Consider the following 16,207-nt stretch of genomic DNA (forward strand, 5'->3'; position numbering starts at 1 on the left):
CCGCGTGCACGTCCAAGGGGGAACCTGTTTTTCCTGTTTAGGTATGATTGCGCCTGAAATGATGGGCTTTGCGTAAACCGAAAACAGCTCAACACCCGCTCAGCGCCGCCCTTCACGCAACCATCCGGCCACGATCAGCATACCCGTTAGCAGCAACACAATCCACGCAGGCAGCAATGGCGCCCGCGCAATATCCAGCGTCTCAAACGCACCGCGCGGGGTCAGCCCCAGCCACCCACGCCCTGCCGCGGGCCGTCCTTCCCGCACATCCCGGACCGACGGCATGCCGTCCTCCAGGGCAAAGGCACCACCGCGCCGCGCCTCAACCAGTGCCGCCATTTCTGCACCTGTCGCGATAGTCTGAACAAACTCTCGCGGCGCGGCTGGCCCCAACCCGATCACCGCCTCATTGTCTTCGTTGCTCAACCGATACAGTCCAATCTCCGGGCCTTCATACAGGGCCTCAAACCGCCCCGGCGCCACCTCTTGCAAGGGGACATCCACCTGTGCGCCCGATGGCGTTGTGATGGTCACAGCACCAACGCTGTCGTTCAGGCTCCGGCGAATGATGCGCATGCTCTGCCCGGTCGCCTCAGCCCATAACGCCTCTTCTTCCAGCTCCGGCTCGCCCATCATCCAATGCGCCAACCGCCGCAATAATTCCAGCTGTGGCCCGCCGCCCTGATATCCGCGTGCCCAAAGCCAGGCATGATCCGACGCCAGCAGGGCCACGCGCCCTTCGCCAACGCGGTTCAACACCAGCAAGGGGCGATCTTCATGGCCGGTCATCAACACCGTGCCCGCATCCGGCACCACATCGATCTGGCGCAACCATGGTCCCCACGTTTCCTGGTTGGGCAACCCGGTTGTCACCGGATGGCGTTGCCCCAAATCCGAAATCACCGGCCTGAACTCTTCATCCAGCACACGCGCCGTGGGGCTCGCTGGCAGCACATCCGCCAGAGGTGAGCGATACAGGCTGTCCGCCGTGGCATAATCAGGCCCCGCCGCCACCAGAACCGCCCCCCCCTTGCGTACATAATCCGCAACATTTTCCAGATAAATCGACGGCAAAATCCCGCGCCGCTGATAGCGATCAAACACGATTAGATCAAAATCCTCAATCTTTTCAAGGAACAGCTCGCGCGTCGGAAACGCAATCAGCGACAGTTCGGATACCGGAACACCGTCTTGTTTTTCGGGTGGCCGCAGGATCGTGAAATGCACCAGATCCACCGACGCATCAGATTTCAGCAGATTGCGCCATGTCCGCCCGCCCGGATGTGGCTCTCCGGACACCAGCAAAACACGCAGCCGGTCGCGCACGCCGTTGATCTGCACCAGTGCCGCATTATTGCGGTCGGTCAGCTCTCCCTCTTCTCCGGGCACGATGAACTGAATCACATTGCGCCCGCCATGCGACAAGGTCACAGGCAATTCGATATCCCGCCCAATCGGCACCATATACCGTTCAGGTGGGCTGCCATCCACGGAAATATCCAGCGGCGCGCGATCCGCGTTTTCAGGGGCTGCGCCGTTGTCGTCTATCCTCAGGGTCAGCGTGACCGGCTCGCCCAAAATGGCAAATGCGGGCGCATTGCGCACGCTCAACCGCCGATCCCAATCGCTGGCTTTCCCGGTATGCAACAAATGCACCGGCGCCGGAACATCCGGCGCCCGGTCCAGGTCATGCGCCAGCCCGTCGCTCAGCGCGATCACACCGGCAATACGTCCGCGCGGTTCCTGCGCCATCGCCTCTGTCAACGCCGCCATCAACTCGGTGCCAGCATCGCCCGAACCATCCGGCACATTGATCCGGCGCAGTTCGGTATTGTCGCGATTGGCGATGCGCGTCTCCAACGCCTCTGCCGCAGCTTGAGTGCGTGCACCGCGATCTGACAGACGTTGGCTGGCGCTTTGATCGACCAGCATTAGAACAATATCACTCAGCGGCGCACGTTTTTCGGTCTGCAATACCGGCCCTGCCAGTGCCGCCAGTATGACCAGCCCCGCCAACCCGCGAAACACCCAGCCCGACAAACCGCGCCACAACGCGACCGACACTGCGACCGCGCTCAGCGTGGCCAGCGCGATCAACACCCAAACCGGTACAAGCGGATCAAAAAGAACTTGTCCTGTCATTGGCCCAGCCTGTCCAGCAGCGCGGGCACATGCACCTGATCGCTTTTATAATTTCCGGTCAGCACATGCATCACGATATTCACCCCAAACCGATAGGCCAGTTCGCGCTGTCGCTCTCCTGCCAGCCCGCGCCCGACGGGAAAAAGGCTGTTGCCCCGGTCATCCATGGCCCAAGCCGCAGCCCAGTCATTGCCGCCAATCACCACCGGCGTGACACCGTCATTCAGATTGCGAAATGGCATGCCTTCGATTAATTCCGCATCCGGCGGTGCGGCCTCGACCCAGACATCCCGGCTGGCATAACGGCCCGGAAAATCCTGTAACAGATAAAATGTGCGGGTCAGTACGTGATCCGCTGGCAGCGGGTCCAGCGCCGGAATATCCAGCCCGGCCGCCAACCGCTGTAATTTGCGCCCGTTTGGGCTGGCCGCGCCAAATCGTGCCACATCGGCGTCGCGCGTATCAAACACGATCATCCCGCCCGACCGCAGATAATCGTTCAGCCTGGCATAAGCCTCGCTCGATGGGGTCGGCTGATCGGGGGAGATCGGCCAGTAAAGGATTGGGTAAAACGCCAGCTCGTCACGCTCCAGATCCACCGACGCAGGCGCGCCCGGCTCAACCGACGTGCGGAAATACAAGGTTTCGCTCAGCCCCAGCATTCCGGCACGGGCGACGTTATCGACCTGTCGATCCCCGGTCAGAACATGCGCCAGCACAACGTCGCGGGCATGCGCATCCGCGCCTTGGGCCGTCGCATCCGGCACCGGCATCATAGCCCCAAGCAACATAACCGCGGCCACCCGTGCACCCCAAAGCCGACCGGACACCGCCAGCGACGCCAGCACGTCCAAAGCCAGCAGGATCAGCGCACCGGCCAACAGATACCCGGACAAATCCTGACTTACTGCGCCGCGCAACCCTTCGACCGGCACATCCACCGGCCAGTTTGCCGGGATCAGCTCGACATCCGGGCGTACCACATTCAGCGCCATCAACCGGTCTCCTTCCCGGTACAGCCCCGGGTGCAGTTCAGCGCTCAAATCACCGTCCAGAATATCCTCGCCGGGCACCCCGGGCAGCGTTTGCCCGTCTTCCAGACGCCCAAACCCATCCAGCACCCGCAACGGTTGCCAGACCGTACCCGCCATACGCTCTTCCAGATCAGCGGCAGTACCGCTCAAAACCGCAAGCCGGTCTAACATCTGCACAAACAAGCCTGACAAAGGCAATCCGGACCATTCTGCGTTGGCCGTGACATGCACCAGCACCACCTGCCCCTGGCCGATTTCCTTGCGCGTCACCAACGGCGTGCCGTCACTCAGACTGGCAATCACCCGGTCCGCCAGCGTCGGATCAGGCTGCGCCATCACCTGCGCTGTCACCGTCACTTCGTCGGGCACCTCAAGACCATAGAACGGACTGTCGATTGCAAACGGCGCCAGCGATTTAGGCTCGCCCCAACTCATCGCGCCCCCAACACTGCGCCCACCAGCGCGCAACCGCACCGGCAACAGCGGGTCTTCGGCGCTGCGGCTGACTTCGCTCGCCGCCAAACGCGGCCCGGCAAAGCGCAGCAACAAACCGCCCTTATCGATCCACTCCAGAACGGCCGTTTCTTCCCCCTCGGACAGTACCGCCACATCTGCCAGCACAATCACATCCGGGTTCGCGGGCAACAGGTCGACCAGCGCCCCTTCCAACACATCCGCCGTGGGCAGCAGCGCCTGTCGCAGGAAATGTAAGGGTGACAAAAGCTGCAGTCCCTCGCGGTCTTCCCGTCCGGAAATCAAGGCCACCTCGCGGCGGCGCAAACTGTCATCTGACAGGCTGACTGTGCCCGCAGACCGCACGCCTTGAACCTCAAAACGCGAAACCCGTGCACGCAACTCTGCTGGCAAAACCAGCGCATTTTCCGTCACTGTTTCACCAGCTTCGAAATTCAATGGCAACGCCGCCAGCACACGTTCTGATCCACCCGGATCATTACCAATCGCCTGCACCGAAATATCACGCGGCAATGCGCCTTCTGACCGTCTTGCCGTCAAAAGAACTTTGCCATCCTCAAACCCCGGCGCCTCCAGCCCCAGCGCTCCGCGCCCGGTCTGCACAACACGTAACGCCCCGGCTGCCTGCAACGCATCCGTCAGCACATCGCGCCCATCGCGCTCTAACCCGTCCGACAGCCAGATCGTATCAAATCTCTGACCAGCCAATTGGGTCGCAAACACTGTCACGGCGTCGCCATCGGGGGCCCACGGCAATGGCTTCACCCCTGCCAGCCGTGATTTCCACGTATCGGCCTGCTGAAACCGCACCTCCTGAGGGTCGCTCAGCCGCTGTACTGATACGGCGCGCCCGTCGCGCGCGGCCTCGTCCAGCAAAGCTTCGACCATGGCGCGGCGCGCTTCCCAATCGGGGGCAGATGCCCAACTGGCATCCATCACGATCAACAACGGCCCGTCTCCGTCGCTGGACTCTTCGGGGTTCAGCAACGGCCCCGCGAGCCCCACAATCACCGCCGCCAGCGCCAGCATCCTCAGCAGCAAAAGCCACCAGGGCGTGCGATCCGTGACCGTGTCTTCGTCGCGCAACCCCAATAGCAAAACCACACCGGGGAACCGACGCCGTATCGGCGCAGGGGGTATGGCCCGCAGGATCAGCCACAACACCGGCAGAAAAATCAGCGCCAACAACACCCAAGGTGCAGTAAATCCGATGGGTAATCCGAAAATCATGTGCGCCGCTCCAACGCTCGGTGCAGCCACAAAAGGGTGCTTTGCGTCGACTCGCCCGTGTGATGCTGGCCATAATGCCAACCCGTCAAACGGCACAGCGCCCGCAAACGCTCTTTGCGTTCGATTAGCCGCTCCAGATAACGCGCCTGCAAATCATCGGCTTTCTTGGTTTCATGACTTATGGTCTCGCCCATGCTCTGAAAAATCGCGCGCCCTTTAAAAGGAAAGCTTTCCTCAGCCGGGTCCAACACCTGCAGACACACACCGCGCACACCACGATCTGCGGCCTTGGTCAGGGCCGCTTCAAAACTGTCAAAATCACCCATGAAGTCTGACACAAACAACGCCCTTGCATGCGGCAGCATGGCGCGCGCTTCGGGTGTGCCGTAATCACCACCCTCGTCGCGCAGCATCATTTCCGTCAGGCGCAAAATTTGTCCTTCGCCCCGGCGCGGCGGCAGCAAAGTGCCGGTCAATCCAACCCGTTCACCGCCCCGGATCAACAGGATGGCAACCGCCAAAGCCAGCAATCTGGCCCGATCCCCTTTGGACGGCAGGTTTTTGTCGCTGGAAAATCCCATCGATGACGCCTGATCCACCCACAGCATCACCGATTGCGCCACCTGCCATTCCCGCTGACGCACAAATTGCGCCCCGGTTTTGGCAGACCGACGCCAGTCAATCATGCGCAGGCTGTCACCCTCCTGGACTGGACGGTATTGCCAGAAATCATCTCCCAGCCCGGCGCGGCGGCGTCCGTGTTCACCCAACAGAACGGTGCCTGCCAGATGCTCGGCCTGCGCCAACAAGGGCGGCAGACTTGCCGCCTCTGTCTCGGCACCACTGCGAAGCTGGGAAAATGAAATCACGCGGCGGCCCCGACCACGTCAAACTGACGAATGGTGTCCGCGATCAACGCTGGCAAAGACTCGCCCCGCGCCCGCGCCGCAAAAGTCAGCGCCATGCGGTGGCTCAGAACCGGTTGCGCCATGTCGATCACGTCCTGCGCGCTTGGGGCCAGTCGTCCGTGCAGCAACGCCTGTGCCCGCACGGTCATCATCAGCGCCTGCGCTGCACGTGGTCCCGGCCCCCAAGCCACATGCTCGCGCACGGCCTGGGTTGCGGTCTCGTCATCAGGGCGACACGCCCGCACCATATCTAGGATAAGCTCCATCACGCTGTCACCTACAGGCATACGCCGCAGCAACGTCTGCGCCGCGATCAGCTCTGCACCGGTAAACACCTGATGCGCCTCATCTTCCTCAACACCTGTTGTGGCCAAAAGAATGTCACGCTCAGTATCGCGATCAGGGTAAGGCACATCGATCTGCACCAGAAACCGGTCCAGCTGGGCCTCGGGCAAAGGATAGGTGCCCTCCTGCTCGATCGGGTTCTGCGTGGCCAACACATGGAACGGCGCTTCCAGCTCACGATCTTCGCCGGCGACGGTCACTTTTTTCTCCTGCATCGCCTGCAAAAGCGCCGATTGGGTGCGCGGGCTGGCCCGGTTGATCTCATCCGCCATCAAAAGCTGGCAGAAAATCGGTCCCGGAACGAATCGGAAGCCCCGTCCGCCGCCCTTGGTTTTCTCCAGAATTTCCGACCCCAGAATATCCGCAGGCATCAGATCGGGCGTGAACTGCACCCGGTTTCCGTTAAGCCCCATCACCGTCGACAGCGTATCCACCAGCCGCGTTTTACCCAGTCCAGGAAGACCAATCACCAGCGCATGACCCCCACACAGCAAGGCCGAAAGCGTCAGATCAACCACCCGCTCCTGCCCAATAAAACGCCGCGTGATCGCGGATTTCGCCTCGGCCAGCTTCCCGCCAAGGACTTCAATATCCGCAACCAGATCGGTGTCTTCGCTCATTACAATGCTCCCTGCATTACTATATATATACGAAGCTTAACCCGCATGGATGAAATGGCAAAAGTAATGAGCGGACAAATTCCTGTGAAACCAGACGTAAACAGCCTCGCCACAGCGGCCCAATCGGCGGCCAGGGGCAAGGGACCAGCGCCCGTACATCTGTGGAATCCGCCATTTTGCGGCGATCTCGACATGCGCATCGCCCGGGACGGCACGTGGTATTACCTCGGCACACCAATCACCCGCGCCCCGCTCGTGCGTTTGTTCTCGTCCATCCTGCGCAAGGATGGCGACGACTATTTTCTCGTTACACCGGTGGAAAAGGTCGGCATCACCGTCGACGACGCCCCTTTTGTGGCCATCGATTTCAACGCGTCAGGTGCCGGGACCGATCAGAAGCTGACCTTTGAAACTCATGTCGGGGATTTCGCCACCGCAGGCCCGGACAATCCAATCCGGGTCGACTGCGACCCGGAAACCGGCGAACCCGCCCCCTATGTCACAATCCGTACCAACCTTGTGGCGCTGATCGACCGCAAAAGCTTTTATCGCCTGATTGACCTTGGCACACATGCCGATGTGGACGGGTCAAGCTGGTTTGGCGTGCATTCCGGCGGCGCATTTTTCCCAATCACTCCGTCGGACGAATTGGTCTAAGCGCGCAACCCAAGCACCTGCTCCCAAACGTGTGAGCCAGCTCAAAGCGCGCTCAATCGATGCTAAATTATGACAAGACAATCCGGCTCGATCGACTCTCGTCCGGTTTGAGCCCAGAGCGGTCTTGCCAACGTTAAGAGCAGCGCCCAGGTAAAACAATTGGTCGCGCCATCACGCCATTTGATTTGCTTTACGATGAAAAGCTCCACCGGGTCACCGATGACCAACCTCTATGTGCGTGTGTCGCGGTCGCGTCCAGGTCAGGATGTATTGGAACAGAGATGTCAGGCTACGACGCCGACCCATGCGCTGCGTCTCCGATGGCAACCTGTAACTCGGGAAATAACCAGGGCGTGGGCGACCGCTGGCATCGTACTTTGAAACGGCACGCAACAGGTCTGTGTTTGGGGCAAACATTGAATTTCTCCTTCAATAGGTGATTTTCAATTGGAGTATGGTAATATTCCAGCAACCCTGAGAGTCAGAAATACTTTTGGGGTGAAAGGTGATCTATCAGTATGGCGTTGGACTGGACAAAGCTGCCATCCCTAACCGCGCTTCGGGCATTTGAAGCTGCAGCGCGGGCAAAGAGCTTTTCCGCGGCGGCTCGATCGCTCAATGTAACCCACGCTGCGGTGGCGCAACAGGTTCGTGCCCTGGAAGAATTCATTGGTATGCAATTGCTCGAACGCTCTGCGCGGGGCGTGAGCCTGACGTCTGAGGGACAAGAACTTGCGAAGGCTTTGGCGAACGGGTTCGCCGCAATCGCTGAAGGTATCGAAACGCTTCAGGAAAAAAACAGGAGCCGACCTGTGCGAGTGACGACCACAGCATATTTTGCAGAGGCAGTCATATTTCCAAAGATCGCGGAATTTTGGAGTACGGCTCCAAGAATCGAAATTTCGTTCGCCCCGACGGACGAGGCTATTGACCTCGTCGCAGAGGGTTTCGATCTTGCCATCCGGGCAGGTGACGGAAACTGGCCAGACTTAAAGTGTCGACTGTTGATAGAAAGCCCAACCCGGGCCTTTGCTGCGCCTTCACTCGTCGATAACCCAGCAACCAATTGGGATGAAGTTCCCTGGCTGATCCCGAGTGACAGCCTCTGGGAACGAGAAGCCCTGGAAGAATCCGGTATCGACACGAGCGCCATCAAAACCCTGGCAATTGGCGCCCCGTCTCTCGAAATCCGAGCAGCAGAGGAAGGTATGGGGCTTGTAGTTGAATCCGAGATCGACGTACGCGCCCAACTCAAGGCAGAAACGCTCAAAATTGCCCCCATCTCAATCACTAACATGTCTAGATATTTCATCGTCACACCGCCATGGAAGCCTCGCCCGGCGGTCGCTGCATTTATTAGCTGGCTTGAGTCCGTCGGGCCAGGGTTCGGTGATGAGGCTTTGCTATCCAAGGACACCTGAGCGGCGCATCTGACTGCTTTCATCGGGTGACCCGTTGAAAATTGAAGGGCCAGTTTGTCCGCATTAGTGCAGTTCCGATTGAACTCCATGCATTCAGCGACAATTGGTGAATATCTGCAACCCGCACCGTGTTGCGCACATAGCAACGAAGGTCTCAGGTCAGTTTTCGCAAGCTGACCTTTCTTCTGTCTGTTAAGCGATTTAAACCTGCGCTATCTCTTTGTCGGGGGAATGCGAACATGCCGAAATTTGTTGCCAATCTGAGCTTGCTCTTTACCGAGCTTCCACTGCCTCACCGGTTTGAGGCGGCGCGCAAGGCCGGGTTTGATGCGGTCGAAATTCTGTTCCCATATGATACCCCTGCGCGCGATCTGCTTGCGGCCATGACCGCCTCCGAAATGGAGCTTGTTCTGATCAACACACCGCCGCCAAACTACACCGGCGGGCCGCGTGGTTTTGCGGCAATCCCCGGAGGGCAGGACCGGTTTCGCCATGATTTCAAGCGCGCGCTGCGCTATGCCGAGGTTCTGGGCGCGCATATTCTGCACGTCATGGCAGGCGTGGCCGCTGGCCCCGAGGCGCATGACACCTTTGTGGAAAACCTGAACTGGGCCACTGATTTTGCGCCCAAACAACGTCTGACAATTGAACCGCTGAACCCGCTCGACATGCCCGGATATTTCCTGAACTCCTTCGATCTGGCGGCGGATATTCTGGATCAGGTCGCCGCCCCCAATCTGGCGCTTCAGTTTGATACCTACCACGCCTATCATATCACCGAAGACGTCGGCGCATGCTGGGCAAAACACGGATCACGTGCGGGCCACATCCAGATCGCCGGCTTGCCGGAACGCGCCGAGCCTGCCGGCGGTCCGTTCAACTATCCGGCATTTTTCCGGGAACTGGATGCATCGGGCTATTCAGGGTATGTCAGCGCCGAATACCACCCATCCGGAGAAACCGGCAAAGGCCTCGGCTGGCTCAAACCTCAGCCGGTCTGACCCCACTTACCAGCGACATTCCAACCCCGGGCCATCGGGCAATTCCTGACGTGGAAACCGCAGCTGAAAACTCTCAAAGTCAGCGCCAAATCCACCATTGGCCCAGCCCCACGTTCCGGCGCCAAACAACGTATGTGCCGCATCGCAGTCTTTACCGAAATAAAACGTCTCTACGCCTCGCACCACATGGCTGTTCACCCCGGCCTCAACAAATCGCGCCTTGGGATAGCGGCTGGTCAGCACATAGCCATTGGCATTCGCAGTGATCACATAGTCATCGCCACCACCGGACACGTAATAAACGTCGTCATTGGCCCATACCGGCCCCGCGCAAACACTCACAAAAGCAACGATGCCCAGCGATCTTAACAACACCAATCCCCCAACTTTTCAGACGCGCGTCAAAGCCAGGATACCACGATCAGTGCGCATCCGCCCAGTTTTGACCGGTGCCCGCATCCACGATCAGCGGCACATCCAGCTTAACGGCAGGGTCAGCCGCGCCCTGCATCACGTCGCGCGCCACGCCAATTGCATCATCCAGCGCAGAATCCTCGACTTCAAAGATCAGTTCGTCATGCACCTGCAACAGCATCTTAACTGGCAAATCCCTGATCGCATCCGGCATGCGGATCATCGCACGGCGAATAATATCTGCCGCGGTGCCCTGTATCGGCGCATTGATCGCCGCGCGATAAGCAAACCCCGCCTTGGGACCCTTAGCATTGATCTCGGGTGTGTGGATTTTGCGGCCAAACAACGTCTGCACAAAGCCGTGCTCTTTGGCGAATTCTTTGGTGCTGTCCATGTATTGACGAATGCCCGGGAACCGCTCGAAATACCGGTTGATGAAATCCTGCGCCTCGCCCCGCGGAATACGCAGATTGCGCGCCAGACCAAAGCCCGAGATGCCATATATCACACCAAAATTGATCGCCTTGGCGCGGCGGCGTATTTCCGGCGTCATCTCGTCCATCGGCACACCAAAAACTTCGGACGCGGTCATCGCGTGAATGTCCTGCCCATCCCGAAACGCTTCTTTCAGCGCATCGATCTCTGCAATATGCGCCAGAATGCGCAGCTCGATCTGGCTGTAATCCAGGCTGATCAGCGTTTTTCCCGGCTCAGACACAAACGCCTCGCGAATGCGCCGCCCTTCTTCCGTACGCACGGGTATGTTTTGCAGGTTCGGATCGGTTGACGCCAACCGCCCGGTATTGGCCCCGGTCTGCACATATGATGTGTGCACCCGGCCCGTGTCGGTATTGATGTGATCCTGCAAGGCATCCGTGTATGTGGATTTAAGCTTTTGCAGCTGCCGATAATCCAGCACGCGCGCGGCAAACTCATGTTCGGTCGCAAGGTCCTCCAACACAGAGGCCGCCGTTTGCCATTGCCCCTTGGCGGTCTTCTTACCGCCCTCCAGCGCCATTTCCTCAAACAGGATCGTGCCCACCTGGGCGGGGCTTTGCACGTTAAATTCATGCCCGGCCAGCTCGTGCAGCTCGGCCTCAAAACCCGCCATCTTCTGGGCAAACGCATTTGACATCCGGCTCAGCGTGTCGCGATCCACCTTGACGCCATGCATCTCCATCTGCGCCAAAACCGGCACCAATGGCCGCTCCAGCGTTTCATATACGGTTGTGACCTGTTTCTGATGCAGGCGTGGCTTGAACAACTTCCACAGGCGCAGAGTCACGTCCGCGTCTTCTGCCGCGTATTTCACCGCATCCTCAATCGGCACCTTGTCAAAGGTGATCGCGGATTTTCCCGTACCCAGCAACGTCTTGATCGGGATAGGGCTGTGATCCAGATACCGTTCGCTCAGCGCATCCATACCGTGATTATGCTCGCCCGCATGCAACGCATAGCTCAGCAACATCGTGTCATCGATTGGCGCGACGTTGATCCCGTAGCGCGCAAAAATCTTGCAGTCATATTTGGCGTTCTGGAAAATCTTAAGAACCGACGCATCCTCCAGCATCGGCCTCAACATCGCCAACGCCTTTTCCAGCGGCATCTGCCCGTCCTGTAACTCGTCGCCACCAAACAGATCGTCGCTGGCGCCTTTTTTGTGCCCAACCGGCACATAACAGGCCGCGCCCGGCTCAACGCTCAGACATATCCCGGCCAGCTCGGCCACCATCTCGTTCAGGGAGGTGGTTTCCGTATCCACGGCGACATATCCCCGATGATAGGCCTGCGCGATCCAGCCTTCCAGCGCGGCATCATCGTTCACACATTCATAGGCGTCCGGGTTGATCGGCACAGCTTCCTCGGCAGCGGCGCCCCCGGTTTCCTGTTCTGCAATCGACGGCGCTTCCACACCCATCTGATCCGCCAGACGTTTGGTCAGAGTGCGGAATTCCATTTCCGCCAAAAACCCAAGCAAGGCCTCTGGCTCGGGGTCGCGCACTTCCAGCTCATCCAAAGTGAAGTCCAGCTGCATAACGCAATCTAACTGCACCAGCGTCTTGCTCATTTCGATCTGGCTTCGATTGTCGATCAGCGACTGACGGCGTTTGGGCTGTTTGATCTCTTCGGCGCGGTCCAAAAGGCTCTCAAGGTCGCCATATTCATTGATCAAAAGCGCCGCCGTCTTGATCCCGATCCCCGGCGCGCCGGGCACGTTATCAACGCTGTCCCCGGCCAGCGCCTGAACATCCACCACGCGGTCGGGACCAACGCCAAATTTTTCGTGCACACCGTCACTGTCGATGCGTTTGTTCTTCATCGCGTCCAGCATTTCGACGCCGCCGCCCACCAGCTGCATCAAATCCTTGTCCGAACTGATGATGGTACAGCGCCCGCCAGCATCGCGCGCCTGATGCGCAAGGGTTGCGATGATGTCATCGGCCTCGAACCCTTCGATTTCCTTGCAGGCAATGTTGAAGGCACGTGTGGCATCCCGGGTCAGCGGAAATTGCGGTCGCAAATCTTCGGGGGCGGGCGGACGATTGGCTTTGTACAGATCATAAAGGTCATTGCGAAAAGTTTTGCCGGAATGATCAAAGATCACGGCTACATGGGTCGGCGCATCGGGGCCGGTATTGCCCTCAACATAACGTTGCAGCATGTTGCAAAACCCGGCCACAGCGCCCACGGGCAAACCATCAGATTTTCGCGTCAGCGGCGGCAACGCGTGATAGGCCCGGAAAATAAAGGCCGACCCGTCGATCAGGTGAAGATGACATCCCTTACCAAAACTCATGGCGCGCTCCTTCGTGACTTTGAACCCGTTGTGCCACGCCAGACGCAGCGGGGCCAGATGCAAAGCGGCGGCGACAAAACGTTGTCTGTTTGTTGATCGCTAGGTCCCAATGTCCGGAAAAGTCCTAGCCTGCAGGCAATACCGATTTTAAGTTACTCAAAAACCGCTTCTGTGCAATTGTCCGGTAGCCATCCTCTTTGTGCACGGACGCAATTGTTACATTTGGAAAGAGATGCGAGGCATCGCGCGCAACCAGCGGCGCGTCTCGAACGGGATCAAATGTCGGGGTCGCAACAATGGCAACGCCAAGCCCCTGAGCCGCATAGGCTTTCATGACGTCCGGATTGCTTGTCGTCAGCGCGTAATTGGGATTGAGACCATGCAGCTTAAACGTCTCTCGCAAGGAAACTGTCGGGGTTTCAAACGCAATTATGGGCTCTGTCGCGATGGTTTCCAACGAAATTTCCCGCGCAGCAAACAATGGGCATTCCTTTGTCCCGATCAACACACGGCTCCATTCCAGGAGAACGTCGATCGATAGCCCATTCATAGGTCGTTTTCCGATTGGGGCGATGGCAAAATCGCACTCCCCCCTTTGCACCGCCGCCACTGCTTTGTCGGATTCTTCGACCTGTATGCGCAGGTGAACATCCGGATTCGCATGCGTGAATGTCTTAACCGTCGTTGGCAGTAAATAATGTGCCAATGTCGGCGTTGTCGCCAACGCAAGCGTTTCGCGTTCCAGCACGTTCGCCTCGACACCGATCTTTTCGATGCTGGCAAGATCCTGCAACACGCGCTCGGCATATTTCAGTATCTTTTCACCCTCGGGCGTCAAGCCTGCCAACCGCTTTCCGGATCGCAGGAAAACCGGTCGGGCAAGTGTATTTTCAAGAGATTTCAAGTGTTTGCTGATGGCAGATTGCGACGTATTCAGATTTGCGGCAGCTTTAGATACGTGAAATCCAGCGCGGGCGATTTCCACAATTGACTGAATTTGATTTAAGGAAAATCGCACGATTTAAGTCCATTTTGGAATACCATATGAATAATACATATTTGATTGGAATTAAGCAAATTGCCTAGCATCCCTGTGGGAGAATGCCAGCTTGCAGACCACTCAAGCAGGTTTTACAGAACTGTGTCAGCAAATTCGCACAATCAAACACATCAGCTTTCCAATCTTGAACCGGTGAACAATCCAACTGGGCGAGACGGTCTGATTGGCATCGACAAAGTTGGAAACGCTATCCTGTTTATGGATCCGGTGACGCTGGAAACGCAAAAGGTCATCGCGCACAAGAACCACCATGAAGTGGCCGTTTCTCCCGACCACAAGCTTGCCTACGCTTCAGAGTTTGGAAAGTTCTTTGCGGGGGAGTTCGTTGAGTCCGGCGCGCATATCAGCGTCGTAGATTTGGGAACTCAGGCCATCGTCCAACGCATTCCAACCGGCGATTTCAAAGGCCCACATGCGATGCGGTTCGATACCAACGGCGATTTGTGGGTGATCTTTGAGGAAACCGGCGAGTTGGGGCGCGTGGACACCAAAACAATGACTCTGGCCGAAACCTTTGACATTGGCGCTGCTGGCAAACGTCCGCCATTTCTTGAAATCACGCCAAATGGTGAGCGCATCTATGTGTCGTGCAAGCTGGGAAATATTATTGTCTTTGACGTTCCAAACCGATCCGTGGTGACAGAAATTGATGTCCCACATGGCACCGAAGGCATCGCGCTTTCGCCGGATGGCACCCATCTATATGCCGCTGAAAACACGCGACAGGACCTGTTGGAAATCGAAACGGCCACCAATCGCATCAGTCGGGTCATTCCCCTGAAAGGCGCGGTCCTGAGCAATCCGAAAACCAGCCGGCTGATACGTCTGCGGTTTTCGCCGGATGGCAAATACCTTGTCAGCACAAACTATGCATCAGGGGTCATGCACATCCACGACGCGGCGGACCCTGCAATCCACGAATTGTTGCCCATCGCAAAAGGCCCGCAAGGGATCGCCTTTGACGCCGACAGCACGCACGCCATCGTCTCGAACCACGATTGCGGCCTGTTCACGCGCATTCATCTGAAGACCGCCAAAGCGGTTGAATGTGTGCCCGCCGGAAAAGGGATCGAGGCGCTGACCTACTACTAAGAGATAAGAGAAATTCCACGGGAGGAAGACACAATGAAAATCACAAAGCTGAACAGGCGGATATTTGGCGCAATGGCAATTGCCGCTTTTGGCGCATCGATGTCGCTGATGCCAAACACTGCTCAGGCGCAAAGCTATCCGGACAAACCGGTCAACCTTATCGTGCCCACCGGACCGGGCAGCCTGGTTGACATTCTGGCGCGGCTTGTCGGCGAAGGCATGACCGAAACTTGGGGCCAGCAAGTGGTCGTCAAAAACATCGGCGGCGCGGGCGGATCAATTGGGGCTGCGAAACTGGCCGAAGCCGAGGCCGACGGTTACACGCTTGGTTTTGTCCCTGCGAACCTGACCACACACCCCTATCTTTACGAGATCGGCTATGATGTCAGCGCCGACTTTGATGCCGTCATCCGCGTCGCTGGCGCGTCGATGGTTCATTACGTCTCCAATGATCTGGGCGTCTCAACCGTCCAGGAGTTCATCGACCACGCCAAAGCGCATCCCGGAGAAGTGACCTTTGCCACCGCTGGATTGGGCAGCGCCGCAAATCTGGCAGCCGAGCTGTTTCAGACAGAAACCGGCGTTGAAATGACAGCTATTCCCTACAAAAAACTGAACTTGGGCGTTCTGGACGTCGTCGCGGGGCGCGTGTCTTCAGTGTTTGTCTCGGCTGCACAAGGCATGCAGTTCGTGAATGAAGGCAAACTCACAGCGCTTGGCATCACGGGCCTGACACCCAACCCCGGCGCACCGGACCTCAAACCAATCGCCGACTTGGGCGTTCCCGGTTATGAGTTCAGATCGTGGTTTGGCTTTGTGACACCAGCAGGCGTACCGCAAGACATCATCGCAACGCTGAACGCCGAAGTTCTGCGTCAAACCAAGACCGAGGCGTTTCAGGCGGCGATTGCCAAAGCCGGGTTGGAACTGATTGCGGGCACCCCCCAAGAGTTCGCAGACGTGATCGACGCCGAGCTTGTCAGTTGGAAAGAAATCCTTTCGAAGTAAACTG

At 58.2% G+C, this 16,207-nt stretch carries 12 protein-coding genes; 5 read left to right on the plus strand and 7 right to left on the minus strand.

The genetic code is table 11. The annotated features are described in order from the left end of the window. Nucleotides 1-99: 99 nt before the first annotated feature. Genes ABJI08_RS11825 through ABJI08_RS11840 form a run of 4 tightly spaced genes read right to left on the minus strand, consistent with a single transcriptional unit; the run spans nucleotide 100 to nucleotide 6,753 of the window. Nucleotides 100-2,142 (minus strand): hypothetical protein, encoded by a 2,043-nt coding sequence (locus ABJI08_RS11825; protein WP_348402044.1) that lies wholly within the window; start codon nucleotides 2,140-2,142, stop codon nucleotides 100-102. Then, entirely contained in the window at nucleotides 2,139-4,880 is a 2,742-nt protein-coding gene (locus ABJI08_RS11830; protein WP_348402045.1) for a DUF4159 domain-containing protein, read from the minus strand. Before ABJI08_RS11830 ends, ABJI08_RS11825 begins: the two co-directional genes overlap by 4 nt. Further along, nucleotides 4,877-5,749, minus strand: coding sequence for a DUF58 domain-containing protein (locus ABJI08_RS11835; RefSeq protein ID WP_348402046.1), 873 nt, complete (start codon nucleotides 5,747-5,749; stop codon nucleotides 4,877-4,879). Before ABJI08_RS11835 ends, ABJI08_RS11830 begins: the two co-directional genes overlap by 4 nt. Then, nucleotides 5,746-6,753: a MoxR family ATPase gene (locus tag ABJI08_RS11840; RefSeq protein WP_348402047.1), complete on the minus strand. Its 1,008-nt coding sequence runs from the start codon at nucleotides 6,751-6,753 to the stop codon at nucleotides 5,746-5,748. Before ABJI08_RS11840 ends, ABJI08_RS11835 begins: the two co-directional genes overlap by 4 nt. A 66-nt stretch (nucleotides 6,754-6,819) precedes the next feature. On the opposite strand from ABJI08_RS11840, the gene ABJI08_RS11845 reads away from it, so the two are divergent. The 3 genes from ABJI08_RS11845 (at nucleotide 6,820) to ABJI08_RS11855 (ending at nucleotide 9,832) form a co-directional block, all read left to right on the plus strand. Next, nucleotides 6,820-7,410, plus strand: coding sequence for a DUF1285 domain-containing protein (locus ABJI08_RS11845; protein ID WP_348402048.1), 591 nt, complete (start codon nucleotides 6,820-6,822; stop codon nucleotides 7,408-7,410). Nucleotides 7,411-7,928: 518 nt separating this feature from the next. After that, entirely contained in the window at nucleotides 7,929-8,831 is a 903-nt protein-coding gene (locus tag ABJI08_RS11850) for a LysR substrate-binding domain-containing protein (RefSeq protein WP_348402049.1), read from the plus strand. A 239-nt stretch (nucleotides 8,832-9,070) separates the two neighbouring features. Next, a complete protein-coding gene (locus tag ABJI08_RS11855) occupies nucleotides 9,071-9,832 on the plus strand; it encodes a TIM barrel protein (RefSeq protein ID WP_348402050.1) in 762 nt (253 codons plus the stop codon). Nucleotides 9,833-9,838: 6 nt separating this feature from the next. Here ABJI08_RS11855 and ABJI08_RS11860 read toward each other — a convergent pair whose 3' ends face one another. The 3 genes from ABJI08_RS11860 to ABJI08_RS11870 form a co-directional block, all read right to left on the minus strand. Beyond that, a complete protein-coding gene (locus ABJI08_RS11860; protein ID WP_348402051.1) occupies nucleotides 9,839-10,207 on the minus strand; it encodes a hypothetical protein in 369 nt (122 codons plus the stop codon). A 46-nt stretch (nucleotides 10,208-10,253) separates the two neighbouring features. After that, a complete protein-coding gene (polA, locus tag ABJI08_RS11865; protein ID WP_348402052.1) occupies nucleotides 10,254-13,043 on the minus strand; it encodes a DNA polymerase I in 2,790 nt (929 codons plus the stop codon). A 124-nt stretch (nucleotides 13,044-13,167) separates the two neighbouring features. Further along, complete coding sequence (locus ABJI08_RS11870) at nucleotides 13,168-14,061, minus strand: LysR substrate-binding domain-containing protein (protein WP_348402053.1); 894 nt, start codon at nucleotides 14,059-14,061, stop codon at nucleotides 13,168-13,170. Between the two features lie 123 nt (nucleotides 14,062-14,184). Between ABJI08_RS11870 and ABJI08_RS11875 the strand changes: the two genes are divergently transcribed. Together ABJI08_RS11875 and ABJI08_RS11880 are read left to right on the plus strand one after the other, a co-directional pair. Continuing rightward, a complete protein-coding gene (locus tag ABJI08_RS11875; RefSeq protein WP_348402054.1) occupies nucleotides 14,185-15,195 on the plus strand; it encodes a YncE family protein in 1,011 nt (336 codons plus the stop codon). Between the two features lie 33 nt (nucleotides 15,196-15,228). Further along, on the plus strand, nucleotides 15,229-16,203 hold the full coding sequence (locus ABJI08_RS11880) for a tripartite tricarboxylate transporter substrate binding protein (RefSeq protein WP_348402055.1): 975 nt from the start codon (nucleotides 15,229-15,231) through the stop codon (nucleotides 16,201-16,203). Nucleotides 16,204-16,207 lie beyond the last annotated feature (4 nt).

Source organism: Shimia sp. (assembly GCF_039969785.1).
Classification (GTDB): Bacteria; Pseudomonadota; Alphaproteobacteria; order Rhodobacterales; family Rhodobacteraceae; genus Shimia.

Coding starts and splice junctions, on each gene's coding strand:
- ABJI08_RS11845 (WP_348402048.1), top strand. CDS start 6,820: ATGAGCGGACAAATTCCTGTGAAACCAGACGTAAACAGCCTCGCCACA.
- ABJI08_RS11855 (WP_348402050.1), top strand. CDS start 9,071: ATGCCGAAATTTGTTGCCAATCTGAGCTTGCTCTTTACCGAGCTTCCA.
- ABJI08_RS11850 (WP_348402049.1), top strand. CDS start 7,929: ATGGCGTTGGACTGGACAAAGCTGCCATCCCTAACCGCGCTTCGGGCA.
- ABJI08_RS11840 (WP_348402047.1), bottom strand. CDS start 6,753: ATGAGCGAAGACACCGATCTGGTTGCGGATATTGAAGTCCTTGGCGGG.
- ABJI08_RS11830 (WP_348402045.1), bottom strand. CDS start 4,880: ATGATTTTCGGATTACCCATCGGATTTACTGCACCTTGGGTGTTGTTG.
- ABJI08_RS11825 (WP_348402044.1), bottom strand. CDS start 2,142: ATGACAGGACAAGTTCTTTTTGATCCGCTTGTACCGGTTTGGGTGTTG.
- polA (WP_348402052.1), bottom strand. CDS start 13,043: ATGAGTTTTGGTAAGGGATGTCATCTTCACCTGATCGACGGGTCGGCC.
- ABJI08_RS11880 (WP_348402055.1), top strand. CDS start 15,229: ATGAAAATCACAAAGCTGAACAGGCGGATATTTGGCGCAATGGCAATT.